The organism is Pseudoalteromonas ulvae UL12, assembly GCF_014925405.1.
In the GTDB taxonomy this organism is placed as follows: Bacteria; Pseudomonadota; Gammaproteobacteria; order Enterobacterales; family Alteromonadaceae; genus Pseudoalteromonas; species Pseudoalteromonas ulvae.
In genome coordinates, this window is sequence record NZ_AQHJ01000022.1 from 102280 (window position 1) to 118716 (window position 16437).

13 protein-coding genes are annotated in these 16437 nt (G+C 41.1%); 3 read left to right on the forward strand and 10 right to left on the reverse strand.

Annotation, left to right across the window (positions count from 1 at the left end; translation table 11 throughout):
• Positions 1-111: 111 nt before the first annotated feature.
• Complete coding sequence (locus PULV_RS02620) at positions 112-408, reverse strand: hypothetical protein (RefSeq protein ID WP_086743027.1); 297 nt, start codon at positions 406-408, stop codon at positions 112-114.
• 780 nt (positions 409-1188) lie between these two features.
• On the opposite strand from PULV_RS02620, the gene PULV_RS02625 reads away from it, so the two are divergent.
• Positions 1189-1803, forward strand: coding sequence for a LysE family translocator (locus PULV_RS02625; protein ID WP_086743026.1), 615 nt, complete (start codon positions 1189-1191; stop codon positions 1801-1803).
• Between the two features lie 91 nt (positions 1804-1894).
• On the opposite strand, the gene PULV_RS02630 is transcribed toward PULV_RS02625, so the two are convergent.
• The 7 genes from PULV_RS02630 to PULV_RS02660 all read right to left on the reverse strand — a co-directional run bounded on the left by PULV_RS02630 (position 1895) and on the right by PULV_RS02660 (position 11206).
• Positions 1895-2425 (reverse strand): DUF2780 domain-containing protein, encoded by a 531-nt coding sequence (locus tag PULV_RS02630; RefSeq protein WP_193330867.1) that lies wholly within the window; start codon positions 2423-2425, stop codon positions 1895-1897.
• A 129-nt stretch (positions 2426-2554) separates the two neighbouring features.
• A complete protein-coding gene (locus tag PULV_RS02635) occupies positions 2555-5146 on the reverse strand; it encodes a serine hydrolase (RefSeq protein WP_193330868.1) in 2592 nt (863 codons plus the stop codon).
• 143 nt (positions 5147-5289) lie between these two features.
• The gene (locus tag PULV_RS02640) at positions 5290-6576 is read right to left on the reverse strand and encodes a M23 family metallopeptidase (protein ID WP_193330869.1); all 1287 of its coding nucleotides are present in this window, start codon (positions 6574-6576) and stop codon (positions 5290-5292) included.
• A 74-nt stretch (positions 6577-6650) separates the two neighbouring features.
• A complete protein-coding gene (locus PULV_RS02645; RefSeq protein ID WP_193330870.1) occupies positions 6651-8066 on the reverse strand; it encodes a M23/M56 family metallopeptidase in 1416 nt (471 codons plus the stop codon).
• A 5-nt stretch (positions 8067-8071) separates the two neighbouring features.
• Positions 8072-8449 carry a BlaI/MecI/CopY family transcriptional regulator gene (locus PULV_RS02650; protein WP_193330871.1) on the reverse strand — a complete coding sequence of 126 codons (378 nt, stop codon included), beginning with the start codon at positions 8447-8449 and terminating at the stop codon, positions 8072-8074.
• Positions 8450-8661: 212 nt separating this feature from the next.
• Positions 8662-9018, reverse strand: coding sequence for a hypothetical protein (locus PULV_RS02655; RefSeq protein WP_193330872.1), 357 nt, complete (start codon positions 9016-9018; stop codon positions 8662-8664).
• A gap of 157 nt (positions 9019-9175) precedes the next feature.
• Positions 9176-11206, reverse strand: coding sequence for a TonB-dependent receptor plug domain-containing protein (locus PULV_RS02660; RefSeq protein WP_193330873.1), 2031 nt, complete (start codon positions 11204-11206; stop codon positions 9176-9178).
• Between the two features lie 173 nt (positions 11207-11379).
• Between PULV_RS02660 and PULV_RS02665 the strand changes: the two genes are divergently transcribed.
• Positions 11380-11796, forward strand: coding sequence for a hypothetical protein (locus PULV_RS02665; RefSeq protein ID WP_193330874.1), 417 nt, complete (start codon positions 11380-11382; stop codon positions 11794-11796).
• Positions 11797-11882: 86 nt separating this feature from the next.
• On the opposite strand, the gene PULV_RS02670 is transcribed toward PULV_RS02665, so the two are convergent.
• Entirely contained in the window at positions 11883-13916 is a 2034-nt protein-coding gene (locus PULV_RS02670) for a prolyl oligopeptidase family serine peptidase (protein ID WP_193330936.1), read from the reverse strand.
• 227 nt (positions 13917-14143) lie between these two features.
• Here PULV_RS02670 and gltS point away from each other — a divergent pair, with 227 nt between their 5' ends.
• Positions 14144-15337 carry a sodium/glutamate symporter gene (gene gltS, locus PULV_RS02675; protein WP_227009340.1) on the forward strand — a complete coding sequence of 398 codons (1194 nt, stop codon included), beginning with the start codon at positions 14144-14146 and terminating at the stop codon, positions 15335-15337.
• A 49-nt stretch (positions 15338-15386) separates the two neighbouring features.
• Here gltS and PULV_RS02680 read toward each other — a convergent pair whose 3' ends face one another.
• Positions 15387-16412 (reverse strand): isoaspartyl peptidase/L-asparaginase family protein, encoded by a 1026-nt coding sequence (locus PULV_RS02680; protein ID WP_193330876.1) that lies wholly within the window; start codon positions 16410-16412, stop codon positions 15387-15389.
• Between the last annotated feature and the right edge of the window lie 25 nt (positions 16413-16437).

Genomic DNA, 16437 nt, shown 5'->3' on the forward strand with positions numbered 1-16437 from the left:
TTAGTAAGAAGTCGCATGAGCATAGGTTAATGAGCAGTCCATTCTTGCAAAGTGGGTTGTGGCGATATATGGCGTGTATCTTGCTCAAAAGATGACTAGATGGATATTTTATTATGTTTCATTTGATGCATTGAATTCAACAGCAAAAAAACCGAACGCCCCAATTGCAGAAAAGACAAAAATAATAAAATTATTAGCTTCATTATACGCAAATATTACACTTAACAAACTAAATGGCACACAAATTATAGCGCCAGTTTTTGCCTCAAAGCCTTCAACATACTTCCAATGTGACTTAATTCTCTTTCCAAAATAGTAAACTCCATAAATAAAAAAAGGAATCGTAATAAATGGAATTAAGGGATCGCTTAAAGTTAGCACCTCACCTTCGCCACCTCTTTTGCTCATTAGTGGTATTCCTAACTCATTCGTCCATATCGCTTTTATGAAAAAAGGCATGTATATAGCAAATATATATTTAAAGGGATTGAATACCGAAGATTTTTTAGGACGACTCAAAATTCCTACTCTCTATAAGCTGAACACATTTAAAGATGCTCATTTCTAATTTATTGTTATTAATAGATAAACACTAACTTAGTTCCGATTTACATTCAATAGCTCTAATTAATTTTTACTGATTTTTAAACCTGAGTTTAAAGATAGATAAAATGTCAAAGCTAAAGATATATTAATAGATTTAAATAGGCTTAAATAAATCCTGATATTTCACTATGCAAGATGGTAAGTTAATAATGAATGAAGACCAAACGTGAGTGCAGCTGAAGCTTCGAGTAATCTAAATCCCTAAGAATGTACCTTGACGTAGCATTGAGTGCATATTCGAATTTTCATATTAAAGGTAATCACAAAATCATATCAGTAAAGATTAAATTATAAAAACCGATTTATTCGTTAATCATTTTTTACTTAACCAAAACTAACAATGTTTACAATTTAGATCATGTCCTTAAATGGCAAATATTATTTCACTCTTGAGCATAAAGCTGTCGCCTGCACCTGTATTGTTAAGGCCTGAGTTTAAAACTTCAGAACAGGTTAACCCTTGTTTAAAAAAAACAATAAATCGACTCGGCCCACTATTTACATTTTGTATCACTTTTAATTGGTCTTCTAAAAACTGATAGATACAATGTTGTCGCCTACTTCTAACTTGTTGCCTCTGACATGACAGCCACCAGCTTATTAACCTTATTTACTGCGATGTTTGTTTTAGCTCTTGTGCCTGGTCCGGTCGTTTTTGCTGTGATTGCCCGTGCTTTTTCATCGGGTTTAAAACATGCACTCTACTTGATTTTAGGCGTGTTATTTGGGGATTTTGTTTTCATTATTTTGGCGCTATTTGGGTTATCAGCACTCGCTCAAATGATGGGCGAAACCTTTGTCATCATTAAGTATCTCAGCGCCGCGTATTTAATTTGGCTTGGTGTAAGTTTATTACGTGCAAAAACCAGTCAAATCACACTTGAAACACCTGATCACAATGCATCTAGAGCTGATTTTTTAACCGGTTTTATCATTGCATTGGGTAATCCTAAAGCGATTATCTTTTATGTCGGCTTTTTTCCAGCGTTTGTCGATATCAGCAAAGTGACACTACAAGATACTGCCCTGATTTTGTTAGTGGCAACCCTCGCCTTTGGCAGTGTTAATTTGGCGTATGCATTAATCGCCAGCAAAGCAAAACAAACCTTTACCTCAACAAAAGCAAGTAATGTAATCAATAAAACAGCGGGCAGTTTGATGGTTATGACGGGTGCTTTAATTGCAGTCAATAATTAATAAAAACAGCCCTATCACATGGGCTGTTTTTAACAGTTAGTTTAACTGGCCTTACTACCTAACAATATGAATGACACTTTCAAAGGCCAGCTTATAAAAAATTCAGTCCTTGCTTTAAGAGTGATGATGCTTGGCCGTAGCCATTTTGTTCTAAGTACCCACTCAACATATCGGCCATTGGTAAAATGGTCTCTTTTGGAATGCCTAGTTTTTTAAACGCCTTATCTAAATACCCTAAACTTGCTACTGTTTTGGTTTCATCGTTTGATTTGCCAAACATCGATGTTAACGATGACATACTGACATTTGGTGCAGATTGAATGTATTGGTTTGTCTCAGGTAAGGCAGCACTGATCATGGAAAAATTTTCTTCTGATACATGATCTTGCGCGACTTTTAACAAACTCCCTAAGCCCGCTTGTGCAACCTCAGGGCTCAAGCCAAATTGATTAGCAGCCATATCAATCAGACCTGATGTCATTGACGGTTGTGATTTTGTGGCATCTTTAGCTACTGACTTAGCTTGATTTTCAAGAGATTTGGTTAAATCCGATAACCCTGCCACGGCCGAGTGCGAAGAAAATACCAACGTACTGCTAATAATTAAGGCGCTTAATTTCATCATTTTTCTTAATAAAGTGTTTAATTTGACCATCATAACGGCTGAGGGTCTTAAATGTAAAATGGTGTTTTGTTATTAAAAAAGTCAGCACCAATTGGCTGACTTTTTTAACAGAATTCAATAAGCTTGTTATTGATGCGCTAACCCGGCACGATAAAGAAGCTGAGTAATGTGTCCAATAGTTGCATTACGCTTACCATCTGCGAGTGAATTATCTTCTCCTGTAAGCAGCATGACATATCCAGATTGCGTATACGGGTTGTAATGCATCACGGCCTGAGTGCCCGGATCACCACCAGTGTGGCCCACAAATGGTCCTTGCCAAAACCAGAACAACCCTTGTGTATCAAAATCTAAAACATTGGCACTGGTTTGCGAACTTAACATCGTTTTGACACTTTGCTCAGACAACACTCGTTTACCATCTAACTCCCCGCCTTGAGTAATCGCGATTAAAAAGCGCGCCAAATCTTGAGCGCTGGTATTTAAGTCACCATCATAAAAAGTCGGATAACTAAATTCAGGTACTTCAAACAGCTCATCGTCAATGAAAGTATATTGGGTGGCTTTCTGGTTCTCTGGATTGAGTTCAGTATGTAACCAGGCTGTATCGTTCATACCCAGAGGGGTAAAAACTGTGTCTTTCATAGACTGAGCTAAATTGATATTTAGGCGCTGCTCAACCATAAAACCGGCCAATCCCGCAGCAACGTTAGAATAAACATGCTGCTTACCTGCACCAGAATCGTCACCAGTGACAAAGACATTATCCATATGATACTTCTCACCCGGTGTAAAATATTGCTGATAAAAGGTTGCAGGATCGGTGCTTACATCAAGCGGGCAGTCAGCTAATCCATACGTGCCGTACAAAGATAAACTGCTGTCATAGATATAATAACTACATAGATAGCCCAAATTATCGATAATGCCCGAAGTATGAGTCATCAAGTGTTGTAGGGTAATCGGTGTGTCGAGATCCTGCGGATTTTGTACAGAAAAGGGTAAGTTGGCAGACATTAAACTATCACTGAGCGCCACATTTCCTTGTTCAACTTGTTGCATAATACCCACTGCAAGCACCGCTTTACTGATTGAACCAACATTTACTGGCGTATTGGCGGTCATGGCTTGTTGTGTTTCAATGTTATTGACCCCTAACCCTTGTTGCCAAATAATCCTATTGTCTTGAATGACGGCTGCCGACATGCCCGGAATACCTGTTTGTGCAAACAGTTCAGTGACTTTTTCGGTTAATTCTACATTGTTAACACTATTATTAGGCGTCACATTCAATGTTCTTAATACATAGTCAATCGGTGTATTGGCGTTGTAATTAAAGTCTTGGCGAGAATAGACAGGCATATTTACATCTGGCATAACACCAACATTCTCAATCGATTGACCCTGCAAGTCGGTATAACGCTCATTGCTTAACCCCACTTGCCAGCCATTAGGTAAGTTAAACTGCAAAATATCGGAAAGCGCGCCATTGGTTGGCTCGCCAATCAAAGTGGCATGGGGCAATGCATCGAATGCTAATGTCATCACCTCACCGGCACTTACGGTGGTGCCACCAATAATCACATACACAGGCTGCATGTAAGGCACACCTTTGGCGACATTAATTATTAATGCCGTTTTTTCTCCTAATTGGCTGCGATTATCAACAAATTTATACGCAAAAAGACGTTCTTGGTCATTAAAATAACTGGCAATCACTTGCCCAGCTTGGTCAAATCCGCCTTCATTAAAGCGTAAATCAATCACCATTGCGTCTGTTTGTGCTAAATCAGCCATCATGGTATCCATAACGACACCTAAATAGTCCATTTGCGCATCAAAATAACTCAGAGTTTGATCAATACTCGCAGGCTCAGAATCCGTATCATAAAAGTCCGACAAATTATCCACTCTTAAATATCCGATATTTCCTGGTAATGTTGCCCAGCGAACTGCCTCAGACTCTTCATATTGCGACATTTTTGCACTTGGCAGTTGGTTCAAGGTTTGCTGTTCTATTTGATGACGAAAATACGCTAAAACAGGCTCAGGATCCTCCATCTCTTCCTGTTCCATCACGCGAGCGATTTCCTTTGTTAACCCTTTTGCTGGGCTTGCATCGACGCCAAATGTTTTGCTGTCGCTCAACCACACATGGCTATCACCAAAAGGCTCAATCATCGCTCTCAGTATCTCTGCTAAGTCTTGGTCAGATGTGGTCGCACTAACGAGTGGTCGATATTGATCGTATTGCGCTTGCCAATCAATATTTCGTTCACTGAAAAACGCATAATAATCATTAAAGGCATGCCACACATAGTCAAACGTCACCAGTGCATCATTAGTACTGAGTAAGTTCGCCTCATGACATGGCGTTGGCAAGGTGGGTTGTTTTTCAAATGTCAGCGAACTTGTAATTCGATTAGCGATCACTAGCTGTTCACCCGACACTTGAGCTAAGGTTTTTAAATCTTTGAGGGTCCCGTTTTTGTGAGTATCAGTTTTAAGGCAACCATACTGATTATATTGATAAATCTGCAGCCCTTGTTGATCAAACTGCCAAATTTCACCGTAACCGGGTTTAAGCCAAACACCTTCTAAGGCCTTTTCAGGTGAGCTATTTTTTTTATCACTAGCGCCACAGGCCGTTATAAAAACAGTGGCCAGTGACAGCGCGAGTAAATTTGGTTTGAGTAATGAAGTTGTAAACAGTGTCATAACAGTGCGTCCTTATCGTGTTGGGTTTACAAGATAATAAGCAGGCAGCACTGTTATATCTGTGGTGACTTTGTGTAAAGGTGTTTAAAACTGTACCTGTAGTTGTAAAAAAGTGTCAGCATAGGTAAAAGTCACAGGATGCGTTACTCTGCAATTAAGCTCTCTTGGTGTAAATCGGATTGATAAGGCATGCGTTTTTGCTTTTCCCCCGTTGCGGCTAATTGTTCAACGTTTTGTTTTTTAATTGTAAATTTTTTTAATTCATTAGCTGTTAAGCGGCTGTGACTATTTCCTTTAAATGTCAGTGGATCAATCGCACGACCATTTTTGTGTATCTCATAATGAAGGTGCTTTGCTTGGCTTAAACCTGTATTACCCAGGTAGCCAATCACTTGGCCTTGTTTTACTCGACTGCCCTTTTTAATTCCAGACGCAAAACCATTTAAATGTGCATATAGAGTCTGATAACCATTGGCATGTTTTATTTTCACCACCAGACCAAAACCGCCTTCACGACCTATTTTTTCGATCACACCTTTGCCTGTCGCTAAAATAGGCGTGCCAATCGGTGCACCAAAATCTAGGCCTTTGTGTAATCGCGTATACCCTAATACCGGATGCTTGCGCAGCCCAAAACCAGATGACAACCTTGCACCATCTAAAGGGGTTTTGAGTAAAAAACTCCCGACTTGAAACCCCTCGTGAGTATAAAAATTACGCACTCCTTGTTGATTACTATAAGCATATAACTTGTGTTCTCGCCCATTGGCACTTAACGATGCAAACTCAAGTTGCCCAACATTGACCTGTTGCGGTGCACTTTGTAACGATTGCTGGTGATAAATCAGTGAAAATTCATCACCAAATCGTAAATCTCGCTGAAAATCTATTTGATGGGAGTAAAGCAGTAAAAACTGATTAATCACACTTACTGGTACGTTTGCCGCACGGGCACTTTGAAAAAAGCTGCCTTGAATACGTCCTGATGCAAACACATATTCACTATTTATTTCAGTATCATGAGCAGACACCTGCCAATTTTCACCGTTTAATACGATGTGAATTTCTTTAGCGAACATAGGACTAAATTCGATACGGCTTAGTTGTGTGTCATCAACATAAAATGTAAACCTTTGCCCTGCTTTTAATTTTTCAGCGGGAAAAATGGGGTTGAGCTGCTGCGCGATTGACCATAGTTGTTTAATACTCAGGTTATAAGGCAGTAATAAACTATCGAGGGTTTGCCCGACCGCTAACGTTTTGATCTGTTGGCGTACATCATGCGTTGGTTTATGTACCGACTGACTCTCATTTTGTGTTGGATCGCTATGATGTGTGAACGGTGTATGGTTAAGCACATGTTGCGAGTTCTCTGAATTATTTGAGCAAGACAACACATACAAACACAGTAAATAAAGGAAATATTTCATACAATTCTCAAATTTTGGCCGCAAAGAAGCGAGGAGCTAATTACTTAGCCCCTTGAATTTGCAACAAATAGAAATTAAAGGTTTAAATAAGGGCGTGGATTAACGCGGCTGCCATTTTTAAGGAGTTCAAAATGAAGGTGCGGGCCTGTCACTCGCCCGGTACTGCCGACCTCACCAATCACGTCACCCGCAGTAATCATTTGCCCGGCACTGACATTGATTGTTTTTAAATGTGCATATAAACCTTGATGCTGGCCGTGCTCAATTAAAATCACTTTACCATAGTTACTGGCTAAGCTCGTATCATCAGCAATGAGCACTTTGCCACTAAAGCTGGCAATAATAGGTGTGCCAGAAGGTGCAGCAAAATCAATACCTTGATGTGGTTTTTCGCCACGAAATAAATTGATTTCATCAAAATCAGAGCTGATAAACGCTGATTGCACTGGATGTTGCCCTCGCCCATCACCCAAAGGGCTGCTCAACACTAAATGAGGCGATTGTGCTAACACCATAAAGCTGCATGAAAACAGCAATATCATCGCTAACATTAGGCGATGCACTCCACCCAGTTGTGTTGCAGGTGTATTGGCCATCGTCGCTCGGATCCGTTGTTCGAAAAATTGTTTACTGCATAGCGGATCACCAAAATAAGAGCTTCCCGATTGCATTATGGTGGCTTGATTGAGTTTTAAACTGCTGATCAGCGCTCGGGCATAGGTTGCTTTTTGACTGTGATGATTCGATACTACCGCTTGATCACACTCTAACTCCATACTGATTATAAAGCGCTGTTCGAAGCGTTTAATAAAAGGGTTAAACCAGCAAACACAACTAAAGAAGCTAAACAACAATACTGCACGGTGATCGTGGCGTTTAAGATGCGTGAGTTCATGCTCAAAAATCAAGTGTCGCTGCGCTTCTTCCATCTTATTTAAAGTAAACGGTAACACCAATACTGGCTTAAAAAACCCAAATACAAACGGAGAATGACTCAATTGACTGATCTTAACTTTAATACGATTGCGCCGAATAACGTCCTGCTGCGCGCTGGTAAACCAACTGAAGTCGCTGATCGCTTTGGCTTGAGTAATTATTGCGGTCACTTTACGCACAGATCGAATAAATTTTATTAACCCCAGACAAACTGCCAGCACACACAGCCAAAACAATACCACCATGAACTCGTGAAACGACACAGTGGCACTGACTTGATGTTCAAGTTGATGCACTTTAGCCAGCCATAGCCCTGAAGCACTGGATATTTCTTGTTTAAGTATGTCGGGGATCACCGCCTGTGAAGGCAAAAGCGACAACGGAAAAAATGGCAGCAACGCCAATACTAATAAAATCAGCCAAAATCGAGACCATAAATACAATTGTTGCGCATATTTATTAATCACCAAACTTAATAAGCTAAGGACTGCGCTGCATACAATAAATGCCAGTAATGGGATAAAAAAAGCGCTAAGAATAACAGAATGATCCATCTGTTTTACTCCCCTTTTTGTGGAGAATCTAATTCATTTAACAACTTTTCTAAATCATCAATCTCATTGCTGTTGATTAATTTACTATCAGCAAACATCGCCATTGGCAAAGGGCCATCAAGTTCTAGAACCCGTTTAGCAAAGTCTTTACTTATTTGGGCAAGGGTCGTCATTTTATCTAACGTCGAATAATAGATACGCTTATTCCCTTGGGATTCGCTGCGGACAAATTCTTTTTCACCCATACGTTCGAGTGTTTTTCGTGTCGACGAGTAACTCCAATCATAAATTGGCGCAATCAGATCATGCAGCTCGCGCGCGGTGCGAGGTTCGTTAAGCCAAAGTAATTTTAATATTTCTAATTCTGGGGCTGTGGGTTGCATTGTGTCACCTGCAAAAATAATCAATGTGTCATCATAGTGCGACAAGTGTCGCAAATATGCAAGACAAAATGCGACACTTGTCGCACATTTTATTACCTGACGTTTTCTGCATAAACAGCAGGACAGTGTTAGCCAGTACCCAAAAATATAAATGAAGTTATAAATCAATAGATTAACTACCGTTTTGAGTGCCTTTATTTCTTCAAAAGAATCTACTCAGTCATCACCACCAGCCCACAATTGAGGTGTATTAGCATGTGATTAACAATAGGAGGCACTGTAAATACCGGTTTAGTACCCGAGACTTGGGTCGGAATGGAGATTTGAATACGGCATTGCTCAATGGTGAGCTGCTGCTTAATATAAAAACTCATGACATCATCGATGACTTCGCTTCGAAGAGGTAAGATGGCAGTGTATATTGGCGCAGGGTTTTGCTTAGTAGAAGGTGCGTGACAATCACTTTGAGGAAAGTAATCGACATCGGCTAATTCTTTATTCAGGGTTAATGCTTGCAGTTTGGTCAGCCCAGAAAAACAGACCGACACATAGGTGGTTAATAGGTTCATAATTACAACATTGGTACTTGAAAGAACGTTAGTTTACCCGTTAATCGGTGTTAACCGCATGTTTAACTGCTTTATTAACCAACTTTTTACCACACTGACTATCAGCAAATGATCAATGCGTGATTCATTCATCTAATCTCTGTACTCGTTACGCTAATTAAAAACGATAAGCTACATTGAGCATGAGTTGGCGGCCTTGTCCTTGAATAGGTGACTGGCTCCCCCGATATGGCTGGATAAACACATTATCATCATTTAACAGCCGTTCTATCCCCATGCTAAGTTGCCAGTGGTGAGACGTGAACTGATAAAAGAGCCTCATATCTGTCTGTGGTGACATTAATTGCTCTTGACCACAAACCCAGTTGGCATCCTCTGTACAGGCATAGCGCGCTGACACAGTTTGTGCGACCCAATGCAACGATGATGATTGATTAAATGCATAATGAGCATCGATTTTAAACATATGGTTGGGGATCCCCAGCACACTATTTTTATGCTCAGCCACACTCAAAGTGTCAATGGTGTTGTGTTCAATGGCAAAATAACTGTAACTGGCATTGACACCCAACTGTTGGTATTGCCAATGGGCTTGTAATTCGAGTCCGTAGCTACCTAAATCTCCCAGCGTTGCATTTGAAGCAGTTTGTGGATTAAAACCTATGTAGTTATCAATGTGCTGCAAAAAGATATTACTGACAAACGCCAATGACTCATTGAACTGATAACCTAACTCCATTTCCCAACTTTTAGTTGTTTCTGGCTTTTCTATCGGCTGATTTGCATTTGCAGCACTGGCTACCGTATCAAATTGCGGTATTTTGAAGGCTTCGTTATAAACAAATTTAAGATGTAACTGCTGCCACAGTTTAGTCACAGACAATCTAGGTACAAACTTACTGCCTGCATATTCATGGTTTTCAAATCGCCCCCCCACCGTTAAGTTGCCCCAATCAAACGATGATTCATATTGAGCAAACACCGCAGCATCATTAATTTTGGCAGTAGACTGGCCTTGATAGCGAGTCTTGGGATCAAAAATATATGAGTTGGTGACTTTCGCACGCTCTTGATAGAGGGAGGTTCCAAATAACACACTCGCACGTTCAGACAAAGATGCGACTGCGGTTAAATCGAAACTGGTTCGATCGAGTGTACGGGACACCCGGTGTTGATATTGTCCTTCACTATTCCAAGGCTTTTGATGTGTATGACTCAATCGGCTTTCGATATTGAATGAATTTGTAACTTGCCATGATTGACTAATATTGATGGCTTGATGCAAAAATGATAATAAATTGGCTTGGGTATAACGTTGATTTGGCGAATAAAATAAACCTGAATCTCCAAACAATAATTTATCTTCTTGCTCAAACTCATGATGCTGATAAGTCACTCGCCAGCCAGCATAGTCAAGATTTAAGTTCACTTCCGTCGGTTGAGAATTGCTATTATCTTTTAAGTTAAACTGATAACCATCCAACCCCGTCCATAACTTATCACTATAATCTCCTTGACCCATTGAAGCAGAAAACCCCAAGCGCAATGGCTGATGGTTCAGTGCAACTTCATGGGCTGAGCGAATGCTGACATTCCCTTGATGATTGCCTCCTTTTCCTAAATGACTCGCAAACGACACTGAGCTACCTAGCTGACTGACACTTTTGGTCGTCACGCGGATCACCGCAAGTGCGGCTTGGCCACCAAACTTAACTGAACCAGGCCCACGGATAATTTCGACTTTATCAATCAAATTTGTCGGGTAACGATTGCCCAGCACCATAGAGCCAAATGCCAACTCATTTTGCTCTATGCCATCAATCAATAATAAAATTTTTGCTTCCATTCCCCACACACCCCGAAAGCTGGCAGAAAATGTACCGATAGTATCTGTCCCAACCCAAAAACCTGGGACTTGATTGAGGAGATCCATTAAATACAGTGCACCCATTTGCTCGATTTGTTCGGCGTTTAATAAAGTCACTGTGCTGGGCTGCTCACGAATAGTGGTTTTTTTATTCGAGGCAATACTCACTTCAACATTAATTAAATCTTCAATGCTCAAGGCAAAAAAATCGGAGTTGGCATCAGACTCACGGGCCCAAAGTGGCGCACTAAAAAAAACATAAGATACACTGGAAACTAACAACCAAGTCGATATCCATGTCGGCATATGCGTATGTGTCATATCATCGAATTAAAGAGTCACAAATTGATACCATTAACATTAGCACAGATTAACGGCTCTTTTTGTTTTAAACCTACGATTTAAAAGCTGAATTTTTTCTGATTTCACATCACAGACATCGAAATCATGGACCATGGTTGATACAGTGCAAAAAAATAACCAAGGAGTAACCTATGAAATTTTTATTGCCCCTATTCTTATTTGTCAGCACTCAAGCCATCAGCGGGACATATGATGGCGCATGGTATTTCATCAAAGGCGAATACACGCTTAAAAGTGGAGAAATAATAAAAGCTGATAATCAAACCGTTGTGGCGATTAAAACGGTCAAAGGGGATAAATTTGCCTTAACAAATATGCGTGAGGGCGTATTTAATGGTTATCTCGCTGGCGAATTTAAAACTGAGCGCGACACTTATTCTGAAATCATTACCGCCGGAAGCAGTGATGAACATCAAGGCAAAACATTCACCTTCAAAGGATGGTTAGAAACCAGCAAAGTGGATGGCGTCGAAAGCATTTATTGGCACCATCAAGGAATGGTCAATGGCGTACTCGAAACCGAAGTATGGCGAAAAATAAAGCCTTAGTATTAAAAATCAGATCGAAAGTCAACACCGTTAATAAAAACGGCACCCGCATAGGGTGCCGTTTTAAATGGATAATTTTGACTCGATTATTGCAAACGATCCATTAAATAAGCAAAGCTTAAACTACTGACCATTGCACGTTGTTCGTTATTCGCAGCGCCAGCGTGGCCGCCTTCCATATTCTCGAAATACAATACATCATGTCCCATTGCTTTCATCTTCGCGACCATTTTACGTGCATGCGCAGGGTGTACGCGATCATCACGGGTTGATGTTGTAAAGAACACTTTTGGATATTTAGTTTGTTTATCGAGGTTGTGATAAGGTGAATACGTTTTGATGTAATCCCACTGCTCTGCAATATCTGGGTTACCATATTCCCCCATCCAACTGGCGCCTGCCAACAATTGGTTAAAGCGCTTCATATCCAGTAAAGGCACTTGGCAAATAACCGCATTGTATAAATCCGGACGACGAGTAAACGCCGCACCAACTAACAAACCACCATTACTGCCCCCTTGGATCCCCAAATGCTTCGGCGATGTCACTTTATGCGCAATTAAGTCTTCGGCAATGGCTTCAAAATCTTCATAGGCTTTATGGCGATTTTCTTTTAATGCTGCTTGATGCCAGCGTGGACCATATTCGCCACCACCACGAATATTTGATAACACATATACACCCCCTTGCTCTAACCAGTTTTTACCAATACTGGCCGAATAGTAAGGCTGCATAGAGACTTCAAATCCACCATAGCCATACAGCAAAGTTGGATTTTTACCATTGTGTTTCATATTTTTGGCATGAACAATAAAGTACGGGACTTTGGTGCCATCTTTTGACGTAGCAAAACGCTGTTCGGCAACATATTGACTGCTATCAAATTGAGATTTAGCCCCTTTCAATTTGGTAATTTTCAGATCATCTCCCGACACTAAATACAAGCTTGAAGGGGTTAAAAAATCCGTGTAATTGACAAAAAAGTCATCTTTATCAGTGTCAGTATTAAACACTGACACAGTGCCGGTTTCTGGAAAACCAATTTGTTTTATCTGCCATTGGCCATCGGCTTGTTCACTGTAACGGTAAACTTTATTTTTTACATCTTCCATCACCGTGACCAAAATGGCTGACTTGGTGAAATTGATGCCTTTGATTGATACCTGCTCAGTCGGTTTGATAAAGCTTTTGAAACGAGCTTTATTGGCAATTAAATCATTCACATCCGTGTAAATCACTTCCGCTTGTGAAAACCCTTGCCACGCAGACTTTAAGCCAATAAAAATTTTGCCATTATTGAGGCCTTTCACATCGGCATCATTGGGAATAGGCAATTTAACTTGTTTGCCTTCATGCATTAAATACATGTCGCTGGTGTAAAAGCTCGTGCCATCGTAAATTAAATGATAAGCCTTATCGCCATCATAAGCGGTATATCCTGCTGCAGAGACTGACTGTTTGTCTGCAGTATAAAGCGTCTTGGCTTCACTCAACGCCGTGCCACGTTGCCACAGTTTCACTACACCTGGATAACCAGAATCCGTCATTGAACCTGGGCCAAAATCGGTTCCGACAAAGACCGAGTTTTCATCAAACCAACTAATGGCATTTTTGGCTTCGGTTAAGCTAAAACCATCTTTCACAAAGGTGCGAGTGGTTATATCAAACTCTCGCACTACGGTTGCATCAGCGCCACCGCGTGAGAGCGATAATAAACAACGCTGATAGGCCGGATAATGGCAATCCATTCCTTTATACACCCAGTTTTCATTTTCTTGTTTGGCGAGGGCATCAAGGTCAAGGACGGTCTCCCATTTTGGCGAGACTTTTTGATATTCTTCAAATGTCGTGCGACGATATACGCCGCGGACATGTGTTTCATCACGCCAAAAATTATAATAATAACCTGCACGCTCAGATGCGTATGGAATGCGCTCTTTGTCGTTTAAAATTGACAGCGTATTATCAAATACCTGCTGGTAACTCGCGTGTGCTTTGAGTTGCGCGAGTGACGCATCATTTTGTTGTTTGACCCAATTGAGCGCTTTGTCACCTTGGACATCTTCAAGCCAAATGTAGGGATCGTCATTGCTCGCATTGGCGGCCCCTAAAGTGCTCATTAATAAAGCGCTACTGAGTAAATGTAATTTTTTCAATGTGATTTCCCTTAATATCAATAAGTTCCCAACTTTATTACACTGCTCGAACCACAGCAAGTAATTGAGTTCAGGTAATAAATAGATAAATGTAACAACTAATGTCAGCGCTCAAGACCCAATAAACACTGACTGATTGGTGTATTGACGGTAAGATGGGTTGTTCAGTAAACAGCTTAAAAGGATTTACGGTGCTTGAATTAAGCCAACGACAGACCATTATCATTGCAATTTTTGTTTTATTTCTCGGTAAGTTTTTAAATAAACACATCAGCTTTTTAAAAGAGTTTAATATTCCAGAGCCTGTGACAGGCGGTATGGTCGCTTCGTTAATAACTGGTGCGTTGTATTTAATGTTTGATTATGTCGTTGAGTTTGAGCTGAATGCTCGCGATCAATTTTTATTAATTTTCTTCACAACGATTGGGCTCTCAGCACGTTTTACCTCGCTCAAACAAGGGGGGCGAGGATTATTGATTTTATTAGTTTTGGCAATTATCTACCTAGTGTTACAAAATTTAACCGGCATCGCCGTCAGCCAGTTTACAGGTTTACCCTCCGCCGCAGGTGTGCTTGGTGGCTCCGTATCCTTGAGTGGCGGTCACGGTACAGCAATCGCTTGGGCTCCTATTTTTTCCTCTCGGTATGGCATTGAAAATGCGATGGAAATTGGCATTGCCTGTGCAACATTTGGCTTAGTGCTCGGTGGGGTACTGGGTGGCCCAATCGCCCAGTTTTTAATCAAACGCCATCAATTGAGCGGCCAACAAGCTTCAGCCGTTGCGATCAGTGGTGATTATAGCCAAGGCGAAAAAATATCGGTCGAGACGATTTTAAATTGTGTTTTAGTGATCAGCATCGCGATTGGTCTTGGCCTGCAACTCAATCGACTTTTGGCGTCTTTAGGCTTGGCACTACCTGAATTTGTTACGGCTTTATTTGCGGGGATCGTATTAACCAATTCAGTCCCGATGATGATTAAATCAATTAACTGGCCTACGGGTACCCATTCGCTCAATTTAATTTCTGACGTCAGTTTGGGGCTGTTTTTAGCGATGTCATTAATGAGTTTACAACTTTGGACATTGACTGCGTTGGCTGGGCCTATTTTAGTGTTATTGTTCGCCCAAGTTGTGGTCATTACACTGTTTGTTATGTTTGTTGTCTTTCGGTTGATGGGAAAAGACTATGATGCAGCAGTCATCGCATCGGGTTACATTGGCCTTGGCTTAGGGGCAACGCCGACTGCTATTGCCAATATGAATGCAGTGACCGATAAATTTGGCGTATCTGCTAAAGCCTTTATTATAGTGCCACTTGTTGGGGCATTTTTTATTGATATTGCCAACGCGTTAATCATTCAATTTATGCTCAATCAGATGTAACCCCTTGCTGAAAAGCAACAAGGGAATCATTTAAAATTGAGCTCATGTCCTATTCGCCGGCAAAGATCCCGACATAAGTTGGTTGAGTATTGGTTTTGCTGGCGCGATACATGCCTTTGGTATTAAACGGCATGCTGATCTCACCGTTGGTATTAAGAATGATCACCCCTCCAGTGCCCCCAGCGCTTAACATCGGGCCAAAAATTACCTCTTTACCAGCTGTTGCAATGCTTTTTCCTTGATATTGCACACGGGCACAAATATCAGCCGCAACATTGTAACGAATAAAATATTCACCATGCCCCGTGGCTGACACCGCACAAGACTGATTATCTGCAAATGTGCCCGCTCCAATGATAGGTGAATCACCAATTCGCCCAAAGCGTTTATTGGTCATGCCTCCGGTGGACGTCCCTGCGACGATATTGCCTGCTTTATCAAGGGCAACCGCTCCAACGGTTCCAACTTTATATTCAATCGGCAATGCTTGATGGGCAGCTTGGTAATCAAGCTGTTTTTGCGCCTGTTTTAACTTTTCTTTGGCGCGTTTGAGTGCGTCTAATCGATGTGGAGTATCAAATAAAGAGTTATCAACAAGCGTCATACCTTGACTGACAGCAAATTCCTCAGCGCCTTGACCACTGAGCATCACATGCACTGACTTTTCCATTACAAGGCGCGCTAAGTTGATCGGATTTTCAATATGTTTAACGCCGGCGACGGCTCCCGCTTCACGCGACTGACCCAGCATAATGGAGGCGTCCATTTCGTGGCTTTCATCGTGAGTATACACAGCCCCTTTTCCTGCATTAAAAAATGGCGAGTTTTCTAGAATCGTAATGGCTTGAGTCACTGCATCTAAACTGGTGTGGCCCCTTTCTAGCTGAGCGTAACCGGCTTCAACTGCTTGGCGCAGCGTGTCTCGGTATGCCGCTTCTTGTTCTGGAGTGAAACGGCTTTTTTCTATCGTGCCTGCTCCACCATGAATAGCGATTGCGATGGGTTGGCTTGCACTGTAAACCGCCGATGACATCAAGGTTGCTGTTATTAAGCTCAACAATGTGGATTTTTTCATTCTTATTGACTCACACCTATTGATA

What these genes read in the sequence shown, in the direction of transcription:
- PULV_RS02680 (WP_193330876.1), bottom strand. Translation starts at nt 16,412, where the DNA reads ATGAAAAAATCCACATTGTTGAGCTTAATAACAGCAACCTTGATGTCA.
- PULV_RS02620 (WP_086743027.1), bottom strand. Translation starts at nt 408, where the DNA reads ATGAGCAAAAGAGGTGGCGAAGGTGAGGTGCTAACTTTAAGCGATCCC.
- PULV_RS02670 (WP_193330936.1), bottom strand. Translation starts at nt 13,916, where the DNA reads ATGAGCACTTTAGGGGCCGCCAATGCGAGCAATGACGATCCCTACATT.
- PULV_RS02660 (WP_193330873.1), bottom strand. Translation starts at nt 11,206, where the DNA reads ATGACACATACGCATATGCCGACATGGATATCGACTTGGTTGTTAGTT.
- PULV_RS02640 (WP_193330869.1), bottom strand. Translation starts at nt 6,576, where the DNA reads ATGAAATATTTCCTTTATTTACTGTGTTTGTATGTGTTGTCTTGCTCA.
- PULV_RS02655 (WP_193330872.1), bottom strand. Translation starts at nt 9,018, where the DNA reads ATGAACCTATTAACCACCTATGTGTCGGTCTGTTTTTCTGGGCTGACC.
- PULV_RS02635 (WP_193330868.1), bottom strand. Translation starts at nt 5,146, where the DNA reads ATGACACTGTTTACAACTTCATTACTCAAACCAAATTTACTCGCGCTG.
- PULV_RS02625 (WP_086743026.1), top strand. Translation starts at nt 1,189, where the DNA reads ATGACAGCCACCAGCTTATTAACCTTATTTACTGCGATGTTTGTTTTA.
- PULV_RS02645 (WP_193330870.1), bottom strand. Translation starts at nt 8,066, where the DNA reads ATGGATCATTCTGTTATTCTTAGCGCTTTTTTTATCCCATTACTGGCA.
- PULV_RS02650 (WP_193330871.1), bottom strand. Translation starts at nt 8,449, where the DNA reads ATGCAACCCACAGCCCCAGAATTAGAAATATTAAAATTACTTTGGCTT.
- PULV_RS02665 (WP_193330874.1), top strand. Translation starts at nt 11,380, where the DNA reads ATGAAATTTTTATTGCCCCTATTCTTATTTGTCAGCACTCAAGCCATC.
- PULV_RS02630 (WP_193330867.1), bottom strand. Translation starts at nt 2,425, where the DNA reads ATGAAATTAAGCGCCTTAATTATTAGCAGTACGTTGGTATTTTCTTCG.